Origin of the sequence: Stutzerimonas stutzeri (genome assembly GCF_024448715.1) — a bacterium.
GTDB lineage: Bacteria > Pseudomonadota > Gammaproteobacteria > Pseudomonadales > Pseudomonadaceae > Stutzerimonas > Stutzerimonas stutzeri_AR.
On the sequence record NZ_JAMOHZ010000001.1, the window covers coordinates 251,511 to 265,544 of the forward strand.

At 60.2% G+C, this 14,034-nt stretch carries 13 protein-coding genes; 9 read left to right on the plus strand and 4 right to left on the minus strand.

The genetic code is table 11. From position 1 onward, the window contains the following. Window positions 1-100 precede the first annotated feature (100 nt). The 6 genes from NAV33_RS01120 to NAV33_RS01145 all read left to right on the plus strand — a co-directional run bounded on the left by NAV33_RS01120 (window position 101) and on the right by NAV33_RS01145 (window position 6,257). On the plus strand, window positions 101-2,146 hold the full coding sequence (locus NAV33_RS01120; protein ID WP_255976050.1) for an FUSC family protein: 2,046 nt from the start codon (window positions 101-103) through the stop codon (window positions 2,144-2,146). Next, window positions 2,143-2,352 (plus strand): DUF1656 domain-containing protein, encoded by a 210-nt coding sequence (locus NAV33_RS01125; protein ID WP_255976052.1) that lies wholly within the window; start codon window positions 2,143-2,145, stop codon window positions 2,350-2,352. Before NAV33_RS01120 ends, NAV33_RS01125 begins: the two co-directional genes overlap by 4 nt. After that, window positions 2,349-3,251, plus strand: a complete 903-nt coding sequence (locus NAV33_RS01130; protein ID WP_255976055.1) for an efflux RND transporter periplasmic adaptor subunit — start codon at window positions 2,349-2,351, stop codon at window positions 3,249-3,251. The genes NAV33_RS01125 and NAV33_RS01130 overlap by 4 nt, the downstream gene beginning before the upstream one ends. Beyond that, a complete protein-coding gene (locus NAV33_RS01135; protein WP_255976057.1) occupies window positions 3,248-4,699 on the plus strand; it encodes an efflux transporter outer membrane subunit in 1,452 nt (483 codons plus the stop codon). Before NAV33_RS01130 ends, NAV33_RS01135 begins: the two co-directional genes overlap by 4 nt. Window positions 4,700-4,837: 138 nt before the next feature. Next, on the plus strand, window positions 4,838-5,773 hold the full coding sequence (locus tag NAV33_RS01140) for a LysR family transcriptional regulator (RefSeq protein WP_255976059.1): 936 nt from the start codon (window positions 4,838-4,840) through the stop codon (window positions 5,771-5,773). Window positions 5,774-6,020: 247 nt separating this feature from the next. Beyond that, window positions 6,021-6,257, plus strand: coding sequence for a DUF2790 domain-containing protein (locus NAV33_RS01145; protein WP_255976061.1), 237 nt, complete (start codon window positions 6,021-6,023; stop codon window positions 6,255-6,257). A gap of 20 nt (window positions 6,258-6,277) precedes the next feature. On the opposite strand, the gene ligD is transcribed toward NAV33_RS01145, so the two are convergent. Both ligD and NAV33_RS01155 read right to left on the minus strand, forming a co-directional pair. Next, window positions 6,278-8,833: a DNA ligase D gene (gene ligD / locus NAV33_RS01150; RefSeq protein ID WP_255976063.1), complete on the minus strand. Its 2,556-nt coding sequence runs from the start codon at window positions 8,831-8,833 to the stop codon at window positions 6,278-6,280. A gap of 27 nt (window positions 8,834-8,860) precedes the next feature. Continuing rightward, window positions 8,861-9,178, minus strand: a complete 318-nt coding sequence (locus NAV33_RS01155) for a hypothetical protein (protein ID WP_255976065.1) — start codon at window positions 9,176-9,178, stop codon at window positions 8,861-8,863. Between the two features lie 272 nt (window positions 9,179-9,450). Here NAV33_RS01155 and NAV33_RS01160 point away from each other — a divergent pair, with 272 nt between their 5' ends. Further along, window positions 9,451-9,732: a DUF1652 domain-containing protein gene (locus NAV33_RS01160; protein ID WP_255976067.1), complete on the plus strand. Its 282-nt coding sequence runs from the start codon at window positions 9,451-9,453 to the stop codon at window positions 9,730-9,732. Window positions 9,733-9,760: 28 nt separating this feature from the next. Here NAV33_RS01160 and NAV33_RS01165 read toward each other — a convergent pair whose 3' ends face one another. Beyond that, complete coding sequence (locus tag NAV33_RS01165; RefSeq protein WP_255976069.1) at window positions 9,761-10,291, minus strand: ferritin-like domain-containing protein; 531 nt, start codon at window positions 10,289-10,291, stop codon at window positions 9,761-9,763. A 188-nt stretch (window positions 10,292-10,479) separates the two neighbouring features. On the opposite strand from NAV33_RS01165, the gene NAV33_RS01170 reads away from it, so the two are divergent. Next, window positions 10,480-11,592: a mechanosensitive ion channel family protein gene (locus tag NAV33_RS01170; protein ID WP_255976969.1), complete on the plus strand. Its 1,113-nt coding sequence runs from the start codon at window positions 10,480-10,482 to the stop codon at window positions 11,590-11,592. Between the two features lie 83 nt (window positions 11,593-11,675). Here NAV33_RS01170 and NAV33_RS01175 read toward each other — a convergent pair whose 3' ends face one another. Continuing rightward, window positions 11,676-12,176: a CinA family protein gene (locus NAV33_RS01175; protein ID WP_255976071.1), complete on the minus strand. Its 501-nt coding sequence runs from the start codon at window positions 12,174-12,176 to the stop codon at window positions 11,676-11,678. Window positions 12,177-12,474: 298 nt separating this feature from the next. Between NAV33_RS01175 and glgA the strand changes: the two genes are divergently transcribed. Further along, a complete protein-coding gene (gene glgA, locus NAV33_RS01180) occupies window positions 12,475-14,025 on the plus strand; it encodes a glycogen synthase GlgA (protein WP_255976073.1) in 1,551 nt (516 codons plus the stop codon). Window positions 14,026-14,034 lie beyond the last annotated feature (9 nt).

Here is a 14,034-nt window from a genome sequence, read left to right on the forward strand (position 1 = left end):
TGTCATATCCCGATCGCGTTAAATGTAACAAGTTGTGCAATTCGCCGTGGCGCTCTGCTGTTCATCAACGCTGCCACGGCCTCGAAAAAATCAGACTCCTATGAATATGCCTACTTGGCGCGAATGGTTGTTTTCAGCCAAGGCGTTGCTCGCTGCGCTGCTCGCGCTTTATATCGCCCTCGCGATTCCGCTGGACAACCCCTACTGGGCGATGGCCTCGGTTTATGTGGTCTCGCACCCGTTGTCCGGCGCCACGCGATCGAAGGCGATCTACCGGGCGCTCGGTACGCTGCTCGGCGCGGCGGCATCGGTTGCCATCTTGCCGCTGTTCGCTCAGCAGCCAGTCATGCTGAGCCTGGTGATGGCGCTGTGGATCACCACCCTGCTCTATTTGTCACTGCTCGACCGTTCTCCACGCAGCTACATCTTTTTGTTAGCCGCTTATACCGTGCCGCTGATCAGCCTGGCCGAGGTCAACCATCCGGAAAGCATCTTCCATGTCGCCTTGGCCCGTTCCGAGGAGATTCTGCTGGGCATCGTCTGCGCCAGCATGGTCAATGCCGTCTTGTTTCCGAGCCGTATCGCACCGGTGCTGAATGCACGCATGGCGCTGCTTCTAGACGACGCACGGGCGACTACACGTCAGATGCTGAACGCGACGGAGCCAGACGCCTTCGATCAGCATGCGTTGCACCGCCTGATGATCGACGTGATGGGGCTCGACGGCATGATTCTCCACCTCGAGTACGACAGCAGCAGTCATCTGCCAGCCAGGTATGCGCGCGATTTTCGCGCCCGGATGGCCATGCTCACACCGCAGCTGATCTCCTTGGGCGATGCGCTGCGTCATCTTCGTCGGCATTTACAAGAACCGCTGCCCGACCTCGAAGAGCATTTACAGCGTGTCGTCTGCTGGATGCAGGGCGACCATTCCGGAGTCACTGCGCAGCAGCTCGGCGCGCGCAGCCTGCAGTTGGAAATCGAGTTGGGCGACAGCTTTCCGGCGCATCGGCTAGCGTTCGTCAGTGCCCTCGGCCAATTCCGTGCGCTGATCGATCTTTGGCAGGATGCTCAGCACCTTCGGCAATGCTTTGCTGAAGACCATCCGACGCAACCGCCGGTGCTGCGCTACCGGGTGCGTCAGCTGATCGGCGCGCCGCGCCATTACGATTACGCGCTGCTGGCGTTCTCTGCGGTATCCGCCGGGCTGCTCGTGCTGCTCATCAGCCTGGCGTGGTATCTGTCGGGCTGGCAGCACGGTTACACCGGTGTGTTCATCGCAGCCGTCGCCAGCTGCTTTTTCGCCAGCCAGGACAACCCGGCGCCCTTCATCAAATCGTTCCTGGTGGCGACGTTGGCTTCCATCGCAACGGCAACCATTTATTTGTTCGCGTTGATTCCCAATGTGCATGACTTCGGCAGCCTGGCCGCCCTCCTCGCCGTGCCGCTGCTGTTGCTTGGCACCCTCGCCGGCCGGCCGCAGTACACCGGCACGGTGATTCTGCTGGCGGTGCAGACCATTTCCACCATCACCATTCAAGACAGCTACAAGGCTGACTTTGCGTTGTTCGCCGACATCGCGCTATCCACCGCTTTGGGCGTCGTCCTGGCACTGATCTGGGCGCGCCTGACCAGGCCGTTCGGCACACAATGGGCGGCGCGAAGGCTCGCGCGTAGCGGTTGGATCAGCCTGTCGCGCCTAACACTGGCAAAGCAGAAGCAGGATTACGACAGCGTCGCCTCAGAAGTCATCGATCGCACCGCACAGCTGCTGCCGCGTCTCGGCCAATTGGACGACCATGGCCTGGCGCTACATGACGCCACCCGGGAGTTGCGGATCTGCTTCCGTCTACTGGAGCTCAAACAACTACAGCTGCCCGTATCGATCCAGCAGCAGCTTCAGCCGATCTTGATCGCCGCGCACGACTACTTCCAGCGCTGCGCAAAAACTCATCACCCCGCGCCTGCACCGGACAGCCTGCGCCTGCTACTGGACGAGGCTCTGCAGCAGTTGCTGCCCGGCCAATTGGCGCGCGAGGCCTGCCAGGCCTTGCATGGCTTGCGCCTGGCTCTGTTTCCCGATGCGCCGGTCGTACCGTCGCCGCACGAACATTCTGAATTCGACTCCCTCGGAGCGTCCGCATGATCGGTCATCTGAATATCTATGGCGTCTACGTGCCGATGCTGCTGGTACTGATGCTCGGCGCCTATTTGCTCAAAAGTCTTCTCGCCATGACCCTGGCGCGCCTGGGTTTGTATCGCTGGATCTGGCACCCACCGCTGTTCAATCTCGCCCTGTACGTAATGGTCCTTGGCGCCCTGTTCACCCTCACACCGGGACTCGAATCGTGAAGAAATGGATACCTGCCACCGGCTCCGTGGTGCTGACTCTGCTGGCCGTAGGCATCGCCATCGCTGTCAGCCTGCACCTGTGGGATTACTACATGGAAGCGCCCTGGACCCGGGATGGCCATGTGCATGCCGACATCATTCAGGTTGCGCCCGACGTCTCCGGCCTGGTTACCGAGCTGCGGGTGCGTGACAACCAGAAGGTCAGCCGTGGCCAGGTGCTGTTCGTCATCGACCAGGCGCGCTTCGAACTCGCCGTCGATGAAGCCGAAGCCACCGTTATCGAGCGTCGTGCCCAGCTTGACCAGGCGCGCCGGGAAGCCAAGCGCAACCGCGTGCTGAAGGACCTGATTGCCGCCGAAACCGTTGAAATTGGCGACACCCAGGTCAAACGCGCCGAAGCCGCGCTTAAGACCGCCGAAGCTGCCCTCGGCGTGGCCCGCCTCGACCTCAAACGCACCACCGTCATCAGCCCGGTGGACGGCTATCTCAGCGATCAGACCATGCGCGTCGGCGACTACGTTCGTACCGGCACGCCGGTATTATCAATCGTCGACACCCACTCGCTGCGCGTCGAAGGCTATTTCGAAGAAACCAAGCTTCACGCCATCGAGATTGGCCAACCAGTGGACATTCAGATCATGGGCGAATCCCAGCACCTGCGCGGCCACGTGCAGAGTATCGCCGCCGGCATCGAGGACCGTGACCGCGCGCGTGGTAATTCGCTGCTACCCAATATCAATCCGAGCTTCAACTGGGTCCGGCTGGCTCAGAGGATTCCGGTGCGCGTAGTGCTGGATGAGGGGCAGGAAACAGGCATTCGACTGGTCATAGGTCGAACCGCGACTCTGTCCGTGCTGCCCTGGCCAACGACCGCCGCGACGGAGTCCGCAAATCCATGAGCCGCCAATCTCTCATCGCCCTGTTTGCCCTCGCCGGTACGCTCAGCGCATGCACCGCCGTAGGTCCCGACTACCGACTCCCTGAGGACGCCATAATTAAACGCGCCGAGGCTCAGGCGCCGTTCGATCTGGCTGGGAGTTCAAAGGCGAACCAAGCCGAGCTGCCGGCCGATTGGTGGAAGCTTTATGACGACCCGCTCCTCGACCAGTTGGTGACCGAGACGCTGGAGCGTAACACCGATGTTCGCCTCGCCTATCACACGCTCCGGCGCGCCTATGAAGGTTTCCAGATGGCTCACCATGCGCAGGAGGTCGAGATTGGCGGCGCCGGCTCGCTCGGGCGCGGCCAGCTATCCAGTGAGTCACTGGCCCTGCAGGAAAAAATCCCGGTGATGAATCTCGCCGACGTAGGGATTTCGGTCGGCTATCAGCTCGACTTGTTCGGCAAACTCAAGCGCGCCGCCGAATCAGCCGGCGCCAGTGCCGATGCCAGCGCAGCGGCGCTGGACACCGCCCGCATCACCGTCGTGGCGCAAGTCGTGCGCAACTATGTCGAGGCCTGTCACGCGAGCGAGGAGCTAACCATCGCCGAGCATTCGCTGGATATTCAGCGGCGGCAACTGGACGTGGCCACGCGCCTGTTGGACGGCGGACGTGGCAACGAAGTGGACGTCGCCCGCGCACGCGCTCAAGTCGAAGCACTGCGTGCCGAACTGCCGCCGTTCGAAACGAAGAAATCCGCAGCGCTGTATCAGGTCGCCGCCCTGCTCGGTCGCACGCCCGGTGATCTGCCTGAATCAGTAGCTGCTTGCCGACATGCGCCGCAGTTGAGCCAGCCGATTCCGGTCGGTGATGGCGCTGCACTGCTCAAGCGTCGCCCGGACATTCGTGCGGCGGAACGCATGCTCGCCGGGGCAACCGCAGACATTGGGGTCGCCACCGCGATGATGTACCCGCAAATCAACCTCGGCGCCTCGGCCGGCTACACCGGCATGCTCGAACACATCGCCGATCCGATCACTCGCCGCTGGGAGTTCGGACCCGCTATTTCATGGCATTTCCCGACGCAGATCGATCGCGCCCGAGTGCGCGCCATGGAAGCCGGCGCCGATGCCGCGCTGGCTCGCTTCGACGGCGCGGTACTCAACGCTCTGCGCGAGACCCAGACGCTGCTGACGCAATATGCCCATGATCTGAAGCGCAACCAAGCGCTGCGTGATTCCCGTGACGCCGCCAGCCACGCCGCCGATCACACTCGCCGGTTATACCAAGAGGGCCGCCTGGCCTACCTCGACAGCCTCGATACCGAGCGTACCCTCGCCTCTGCCGAAGCCGCATTGGCTAAATCAGAAGCACAGTTGTCATTGGATCAGGTCAACCTTTTTCTGGCATTGGGCGGCGGCTGGGAAGATGCCGAGCGTGGATCGTCGACACAGCTTGCGCACTGAGTCATCCGCGGAAAGCCTGAGCGACGACAAATGACGATTTTCAGGATCAGAGTGACATGACAGGCAGAACACATTCATTCGTCGCTCAACGACAGCAAGCGGACCTGGCTGCGTTGCATAGAAGAAGGTGGTAAGCCAATGGACATGCTCCATGCAATGCGAGTCTTTGTACGAGTAGCCGACGCCGGCAGCTTCACGGCGGCGGCGCTGCAGTCCGATACGTCGACCGCTCAGGTTTCCCGGCTGGTGTCGGAGTTGGAGAACCATCTACAAGCGCGTCTTCTACATCGCACCACGCGGCGTTTGGCGCTGACTGAAACAGGCGAACGCTTCCTTGAACAATGTCGAGCAATTATCGAACAGGTCGAACAGGCACGCGTCGAAGCCGGCGGCGCGCATCTGGTGCCCAAGGGGCGGCTGCGAGTGCATTCCACTATCGGCTTGGGGATTCAGTTGCTGGCGACGCTGGCTGGGCGCTACAACGAAATCTATCCGGATGTGAATCTGGATCTGCTGCTGTCCCAGCGGCAGCCCGATCCGTTGGAAGACAACCTCGACGTGATCATCACCCTGTCGCGCGAACTGCCGGATTCCGAGCTGATCGCCCAGCGGTTGGGCACGGTGTTCCATGTGGTCTGCGCGTCGCCGATCTACCTCAAGCAGCATGGTGCGCCACAGGTGCCGGCCGATCTCGAACACCATCGGTGCCTGCGCCTCGCCGATCCGGTGTTCAGCGATAGTTGGAGTTTCGTCGGCGATGACGTGGAACAGACGATTCGGCCGGGCGAAACCTTCAAGGTAAACGTCGCCGAGGCGATGAGCAGCGCTGCCGAAGCGGGAATGGGCATCTGTCTTCTGCCGGACTATGTGGCTGTCCCGGCGCTGCAACGGGGCTCGTTAGTGCGGTTGCTGCCGCAGTTCCGCCTGCAGGAAAAATCCATCTATGCGCTCTACCCTTCGCGGCGGTTCCTCGATGCCAAGGTGAAGACCTGGGTAGAGTTTCTCAAGCAGGAGCTGCCGCAAGCATTTTTTGGCTATCACGAAGTGCTGCAGAACCCGGAATATTGGGCCTGAGCATTGTTACCGATTCGGTAAGGGTTCCTCTCGCCAGCCGCTATTTTTCCGGTACCCGCCAAACTTTACTATTTGTTTCAGAGGCATGACGGCGGCTGATCACCATCCCGCCGCCCGTCGTTCGATGATTACTCCTTTGGGTCGTTCGACGCGTGTCCCTTTCGGCTGCCTCCCTCGTTGGCAGCCCGTTTTATTCCGAGTGCACGCCCGATGCCTCTGGCGCGCCTCAACTCACGAAGAGGTCACTATGAAAAATCTATTCTGGATTGCCGGTATTTCCCTGTTCGCTCAACTGGCCAATGCCGCGCCGCAGGCGGTGCCGTACCAATACGGCGATGATTTGGACGTCGCAAAAGTCATTTCGATGGAAGTGCCGAATGGCGGTTGTGCCGTGGTCGAAGCCAAGATGACTTACCTGGATTCCAAAGGCGAAACCCACGTGATGAGCTACCTGCGTCAAGGCGCGGATTGCAGCGATTACTGATCATCCCACCACTGGAGCAATTATTTCATCCCGAGTCGCTCGCGCATTTCCTCTGTGATCGTTTGTCCCGTCTCGTCGATACCGGCCCAAGGGTCGTCGTCACCCTGCTCTTCCAATCGCTGCATAAGATTGCGGATGGTCCAGAGGTTCGCGCCCTTGAGATCGGCCAGCTCATCACGGTGGATTGGCACTGACACCGAGAGTCCTTCGCGCGCTCGGACCGAGTAGGCGGCAACGGTGCTGGCGCCCTGGCTATTGCGTAGGTAGTCGATGAAGATTTTGCCGACTCGATTCTTCGGGCCGCTCACCGCCGAGAAATGCTGTGGCAGCAGCTTCGCCATGTACTGCGCGATGGCCTGGCTAAAGGCCTTCGCTTCGGCCCAGCTATGGACCGGCTCGAGTGGCACCAGTATGTGCAGACCCTTACCACCGCTGGTTTTGAGGTAGGACTGCAAGCCGATTTCATCGAGCAACGTCTGGGTCAGCTGAGTCGCTTCGACCATGCGCTTCCACGGCAGCGCAGGGTCCGGGTCGAGGTCCAGCACGAATCGGTCGGGATGATCGAGCACGGGCGCCACGGCATTCCAGGTGTGCAGCTCAATGGTGCCCATCTGCGCCGCGCTGACCAGCGCCTCTACGCTGTCGATGGTCATCAGCGCCGCATGCTTGGGAAACAGCGCCGTGTCCAGCTGAGTGATATGCGGAATGCTCAGCTTCTCGGTGTGCTTCTGAAAAAACAGCTCCCCCTCGATGCCTTCCGGCGCACGGACCAACGCCAGTGGGCGCTGACGCAAATGTGGTAAGGCCCAAGGCGCAACTTCGGCGTAGAACCGGGCCAGCTCAATTTTGGTGGCGCCGATCGACTTGTCGATGATGCGCTCGGGATTGGAAATCTTGATCTTGCCGGCGCTGTTCGACGCGCTGGCCGTGGATTTGCGGGGCGCCGCTGCCTTTGCTGCCTTCGCAGGCCGCTCATGGGTGATCGCCTGCGCGGGTTTATCCGAACGCAGGCCGTGAAACACCGAATGGCGAATCACACCCTGCCGGGTCATCTCGGCATAGGCGACTTCACACATCAATTCTGGCTTGAGCCAGTGCGCACCTCGGACATCCGCAGCCGGCGGCGCCTTGGCCAGCGGACTTTTGTCGGCTTCTAGTTTTTTCAGCTTGGCATGCAAGCTTTTCAAGGTGATCTGGTTAAAGCCCGTGCCAACTTTGCCGGCGTAGTGCAGTTCGCCCTTGTCGTTATGCAGCCCCAATAGCAATGCACCGAAACCACTGCGCGCGCCCTTGGGATCGGTGAAGCCGACAATGATGAATTCCTGCCGATTCTTGCATTTGATCTTCACCCAGCTACTGCTGCGTTTGGAAACGTACGTGCTGCCTGCGCGCTTACCAATCAGCCCTTCCAGTTTCATCTGGCAGGCGCTTTCCAGGACGCTTTCCGGTTGCTCGGTGAAGTCAGCGGAAAACCGCAACAGCTCGCTATCGTTGGTTTCCAGTGTCTGGCTTAAAGCCGCGCGGCGTTCTTCCAGCGGGACCTCGCGCAAGTCCATGCCGTTCAGATAAGGCATGTCGAACAGGTAATAGACGATGCTGCCACTGCGCCCGATCTCAAAGGCGTTTTGCAACGCTTGGAAGTCTGGCGTGCCCTCCTCGTTTGGCACGACCACTTCACCGTCGAGCCAGGCCGATTCCAACCCAAGCGCCGCGAGCGCCTCGGCTTGCTGCGGCATCTTGGCCGTCCAGTCGTGGCCGTTGCGGGTAAAGAGTTGCACCTTGCCGGACTCGATGCGCGCCATGATCCGGTAACCGTCGAATTTGACCTCGTAGTACCAATCGCCGTCGGGCACCGATTCGACCAAGGTAGCCAGCTGCGGTTTGATGCTGTCGGGCAATGGCGCAGGTTTGGCGCCCGATAGCGTCGCCCGCGGCTCCTGCTTGCGGCTCTGCTTTTTGACGGGCGTCTTGACCGGCTTGGCGGCGACTTCGATTTTCGCCTTGCCGCGTTTGCGCGGAATCAATGTGCGATCGCTGAGTACGCTGTCTGGCAGCGCCTCGACAATGTCGTATTCCTGCTCGGGACGCGCCGCCTCGTCGTTCGACTTGATTAGAAACCACTGCTCCTTGCCGCCGTCCATTCGAGTGCGCACCAGGTTCCAGGTGCCGCTGAGCTTTTCTCCTTCCAAAGTGAATTTGAGCTTGCCCTTGCGATAGCCCTCCTGCGGATCACCTTGAGGAATCCACACGCCACGATCCCAGACGATCACATCGCCAGCGCCGTAATGGCCTGCCGGAATGCTGCCCTCGAACGTGGCGTATTCCAGCGGGTGGTCTTCGACGTGTACCGCCAAACGACGGGACTTCGGATCCAGCGATGGGCCCTTGGGAACAGCCCAGCTCTTCAGCGTGCCGTCGAGCTCCAGTCGAAAATCGTAGTGCAGCCGCGTCGCATCGTGCTTCTGAATGCAGTATTGCAACGCGCTCTTGGCTCGCTTGGATCTCGTTTGAGACTTACCGCCCGGCTCGGGAGTTGCGGCAAAATCGCGCTTTCGGTTGTATTCGTCGAGGGCCATGGTGACGCTCCTGAGTTCCCGACGGGGTTATTCCAGATTGCCCGGATCGGATGCCGGATCAGTCGGGCCACCGTGGCTGGAGTGGCGGCCCGGACTCACCGATGGGTCCTGCGCGTCAGGATCGGATTCGCCTTCGGTCTGCGGCGGGGTGGCAACCGGGTCGCCGTCTTCGGTAACCGTGCGGCCCTGACTGTCCTTGTGGGTATCCAAGGTTTCCTGCGGCGCAGGATTACCCATCGGGCTAGGACGCGCGCCCCGCTCGTCTTCGGGTGTACCGGCGGGCCATTGAGCGAACGCCGATGTCGCCATGAGGCTCGCGAATATCAGTGTCGTTATTTTTTTCATCGTTGGTTCCTCTGTGGCTGTCACCCGTCGCGATGCATTCACGGTCGGGCCGTTACGGTTGAATACTGCCGCCGCGTCTGCTCGTCGAAACTGCGCTGCGAAGCGCAACGGCGCAGGTTTGGCCGCTGGAGGTTCTTCTGCCGAGCGGCGACAAAACGGTATTTACAACCGGGCAGGTCCTGCTAGCGTTGAAAGATGCCGCGAATTCAAAGCGGCGGAATATGGGTGCGAGTAATCTCGCCGAGTCTGGACGCACGATAGGAGGAAGGGTCATGAGTTCACGTCTACCTCTGCTGACGATAGAGAACATCCTTCGTAACTACCTTCAGCCCTTTCGTTGTGACTGTCATGCCCAGCAAGACAGCCGCGTCACCGTGCGGCTCTACGAAGAACATCACGACGGTGAAGAGCTGACGGTTTTCGGCATCACCGACGAGCAGTGCCGCGATGCCGCTAACCTGGTACGGCTCGCTCAGGAACTGCGCTTCGAACTCTACGCAACCCGCAGCGGCATGGCCTCCGCTGCGGGTTGCGCCAAAATCTCCGAGCGCTAGCGGCCCTTTCTGACGACGCATTTCACAATCAGCGCTTGGCTTCCACATTCGGCGTTTGCGCGCGGGTTAGATAAGCCTGGGTCAGTTCGGCAAGGTGACTGCGCATCCAATCAGCCATCGCGACCTCTTCAGCCAGAATGCGAGTGCAGATTTCCTTCGTCTGGGTATCGCCAACCGCTTCTGCGGCCGCAATCAGGATTTCGTAGGAGGCGATTTCCAGGTTTTCGAAGACATAACCCATCTGGGCGCCTTTGACGATCTCATCGCTGACCATCATGCCGCCCATGGCCTGGCCCATCGCCATCATCTTGCCGCCAAGGTCCTTGAAGCCCGAGTAGGATTTGTCGTAGCGCTGCAGGCAGGTTTCGATCAGCTTGGCCTGGTTCTGGGTTTCGGTAATGTGCTGCTCGATGCGCGCCTTCAACTCGGGATAGTGCTCAATGCGGCTGGCCTGCTTGCTGAGCATGGATTCGGCTTGCGCTTCCATGGCGTGAGCATCGCGCAGCCATTCGATCAATCGTTCGATGCGGACGTCGTTTCCGGTCTGTGCACTTTGCATGTCGGTTCTCCAGATGGATTGGATGCGAGCAGGGCTTCTCGCCCCCTTGTTGATGTGAGAGGAGCCATCGCGGGGAGTTCCGCCCATCCGACTGGCTGCACGCCGACCCTGAACTTTGCACAGAGGCTGCCAGTCACTGATGCAACCTTTGGATGCGGAGTTGGCTTATCGAAATCCTCGACTTTTTCCTGCAATGGGAGAACTACATAACCGAGCCGGCACTGCGCACGCTGCTGGCTGCATCTTTTGTCGTGGTCCTGCTGAGCGTGTTCAGCCGTGTGCTGACAGCTGTAATGCTGCGATTGGCTCGCGGTTTCCTGTTTACCAAGGCAGTCTCCGAACAGCTCGAAAAACCCATCCGGGTCTTGCTGCCGCTGCTCGGCTTACAAACTGTGCTCTCCACCGCTAGCGATGAACTCGCGTTGATAGGCGCCGCGCGACGCGTCACCACGTTACTGATCATTGCCTGCTTCACCTGGCTGGCTCTGCGTCTGTTGCGTGGCGTTGAACAGGCGGTGCGGCTGAAAAATCCGGTGGATGTGATCGACAACCTGCGTGCCAGGCAGATCCAGACGCAATCGCGGGTGCTACTGCGCACCCTGAGTTTTTTCATCCTGCTGATCGGCGCTGCCGGCATGCTGATGACTTTTCCAGCAGCCCGTCAGTTTGGCGCCAGCCTGCTCGCGTCTGCAGGTCTTGCTGGTTTGGCTGTAGGTTTCGCCGCGCGGCCAGTACTTGCCAACCTGATTGCCGGAATCCAGATCGCGATTACCCAGCCGATCCGCCTGGACGACGTGGTGATTGTCGAGAACGAATGGGGACGCATCGAGGAGATCACCGGCACCTATGTCATCGTGCGTATTTGGGACGATCGTCGGCTGGTCGTTCCGCTGCAATATTTCATCGAGAAGCCGTTTCAGAACTGGACGCGGCGTAATTCCAGCATCATCGGCTCGGTATTTTTCTGGGTCGATTATTCGCTGCCGCTGGAGCCGCTGCGCGAAGAACTGCGCCGGCTCTGCCAGGAAGTGCCGGAGCTCTGGGATGGTCGGGTCATCGTGCTGCAGGTGACCGATACCAGTGAAAAGTCGATCCAGCTCCGCGTGCTTGTCAGCTCGCCGGACTCTTCCCGCAACTGGGATTTGCGCTGCCACCTGCGCGAGAACCTGATCGGATTCATCCAGCGACAGTTCCCGAAATGCCTGCCACAGCTGCGTGCGGACCTGAGCGTCGGGCAGAAACCCAGCATCGATCATTCGGTGCCGGAGCATGTGGAGCCTGAGCGCCAGCCACCCGTGTAATGGTCGTGGCGAGACGTCAGGTTTCGCCGTAACAAAATGCACGATGCGTTAGCTGCGGCCCGGTGCGTGGTCCAGCGCTGCGTTCAGCTGTGTTCGGCAAGTTTGCGCAGCAACTGTTCGTATTTTTCCGGCAGCTGCTCCAGCCCATAGCGTGCCGCCTGTTTGCGAATTTCCACACGGTCCCCTTCGAACTGAACCGTCTCGCTGATACTCACCTGGCGCTCGCCTTGCATCAGTGCAAAGGCGTAGCACTGAGTTCCGCCGGCATCTTCCTCGCTGTCGTCGGCGACTCCGGTGTTGGCAATGGCGATATCCGTGACGCTTGCGTTCAGTGCCCCGATAGCCATCTCGGTAGCGACTTCCTCGCTGGTCAGTCCGAAGGTCTCGATGGTTTCGAAGCTGACGTTGAGCAATCGGTTCTTGGCTTTTGGCGAATACACGACGAACCCGCTGTCCAGCACTTGGCCGCAACCTGGGATGTCGCCCAACAGCGAAGCCATCAGGCCACACGTGCAGGATTCGGCAGTGGTCAACTTCAGTTGTTTGTCACGTAGAAATCGTACGATTTCAGCGAGGTCTTGCATGGTTTCAGCTCCAACTTGCGGCTTGAAAACAACACTGTTGAGTCAGATTTCCGAGCCGGCCTTTTCCGGCAAAGTTCCCGGCAATGGATTCCATCGGAATTTGAGAACTAATTCATGGTCGTTCGGTCTTTTTTCAAGGTAGGGCCACAGTAGCCCTATGCCGCGAAATCAGCGGGTCCGAACAAGAAAAATCAGTGTTGCCGTGCTCATGGTTTGCAGCGCTCAGATTGGCGCTGTGTTGGGAATATGTGCTCGTAATTGACCTTGGCGTAGGCGCCGGTCTTTGGGGAAATTGCTTATGAGTATTGCAGCTGTGAATGCCCGGCCTGTCCGCTTGAACACTACCGAACGTCTGATGTCGCCTTCCGAGCGGCCGTTGCTGCAACTACGCAGCACTCAGAACGACAAGAAGAACATTTTATTCGTCACCTCCGAGCTGACCGATCTGGTCAAAACGGGCGGTCTCGCCGATGTGTCGGCGGCCCTGCCCAGGGCGTTGGGCGATCTCCATGATGTGCGGGTGTTGATCCCGGGTTACAACCAAGTCATGCAATGCGGCGAGCCGATTCGCATCGTTGGCAGCGTTCTGTCCCATGGCGACCTACCGTCGTGCAGGATTGGTCGTCTCGACATGCACGATGGTCTGATCATTTACGTGCTGATCTGCCCGGAACTTTACGAGCGCGACGGTCTGCCTTATGGCGATGAGCAGGGCCACGATTGGCCGGATAACCCGATACGCTTCGCCCGTCTGTGCATGGCCGCAGCGGACATCGCCGCTGGTACGGCTTGCATCCGCTGGATCCCCGATCTGGTGCATGCCCATGACTGGCCGACCGGGCTGACGCCGGCCTACATGCATTGGCGCGGCTTGAACACACCGAGCATCTTCACCATCCACAACCTGGCTTACCAGGGCAACATCGACATGAGCCTGCGCCGCAAACTGGGCATTCCTCTGGAAGCCTGCGGCCCGGAGCGGATGGAGTTTTACGGCGCGCTGTCGCTGCTCAAGGCCGGCATTGCCTACGCCAGCCACGTCACCACCGTCAGCGCGACCTACGCCCAGGAAATCACTACCCCGGCGTTTGGTTGTGGCATGGAAGGCTTCCTCGCCATGAAGGCGCGCCAGGGTCTGCTCAGCGGGCTTCTGAACGGTATCGACGAGAGCTGGGAGCCACAGAGCTGCCCACATTTGGTTAGCCAGTTCCGGTCCCGCGACTGGGCGGGTAAAGCCGCCAATGCCGCGCATATTCGTGAGCTGTTCGGCCTTGAGCAAGGCGCCGGACCGCTGTTCGCGGTGGTGTCCCGGTTAGTGCATCAAAAAGGCATTGACCTGACCGTTGAAGTCGCCGAGACGATCGTTCAGCGCGGCGGACAATTGGCCATCCTCGGGCGCGGCGACTCGCACATCGAAGATGATGTACGTCGGCTCACCGAACGCTTTCCCGGTCGGGTGGGCGCGCATATCGGCTTCAACGAGACCGATGCGCGGCGGCTGTTCGCCGGGAGTGATTTTCTGCTCATGCCTTCGCGTTACGAGCCGTGCGGGCTGAGCCAGATGTATGCACAGCGCTTCGCATCGCTGCCGATTGCCCACCGCACGGGTGGCCTGGCCGACAGCATCGACGACGGCGTCACCGGTTTCCTGTTCAACGAGGCCACGCTGGACAGCTACCGCTACGCAGTGGAGCGCGCCCTGGCGATTTACGAGAAACCACAGCTGCTCAATGCGATGCGCTGCCGCGCCATGAGCGGCGGTTTCTTCTGGCGTCACGCGATCGAACCCTATGACCGGTTGTACCACCGGTTGCTGGGCGAGCGGAGCCAGGCCACTGTCACTTTCTAACGAGGTCGA